Below are 439 nucleotides of genomic sequence, written 5' to 3'. Positions count from 1 at the left end.
CTCCTGAAACGATCCGGATGCTTGAGTGCAATCGTCATCGCACCATGACCACCCATGGAATGGCCGAAAATGCCCTGGCGGCCCATGTCGGCGTTGAAGTTCTCGCCGATCAGCTTCGGCAGTTCCTCGCTGACATAGCTGTACATCCGGTAATTCTCGGACCAGGGCGCCTGCGTGGCATCGAGATAGAAGCCCGCACCCTTGCCCATCTGCCAGTTGCCGGCCTCGTCGGGGATATTGTCACCGCGCGGCGACGTATCCGGGCAGATGACGATGAGCCCGAGCTCAGCCGCAAGCCGCCGGTATTCACCCTTTTCCATGACATTGGCATGGGTGCAGGTGAGACCCGACAAATACCAAAGTACGGGCAGATAACCGTCTTTCGCCCTTGGCGGCGCGAAGACCGCAAAGGTCATGTCGCAGCGGCAGGCCTCCGAGG

1 protein-coding gene is annotated in these 439 nt (G+C 60.4%); it reads right to left on the bottom strand.

Features of this window, described 5'->3' with window-relative positions:
- On the bottom strand, window positions 1-416 hold a 416-nt coding region (locus tag AC1D0P_RS29840), incomplete at its 3' end, for an alpha/beta hydrolase-fold protein (RefSeq protein ID WP_477680036.1).
- Window positions 417-439 lie beyond the last annotated feature (23 nt).

Source organism: Polaromonas sp. P1_G2 (genome assembly GCF_056405515.1).
Note: the sequence above shows the minus strand (reverse complement) of the source record. Positions and strands in the feature narration are given on the sequence as shown.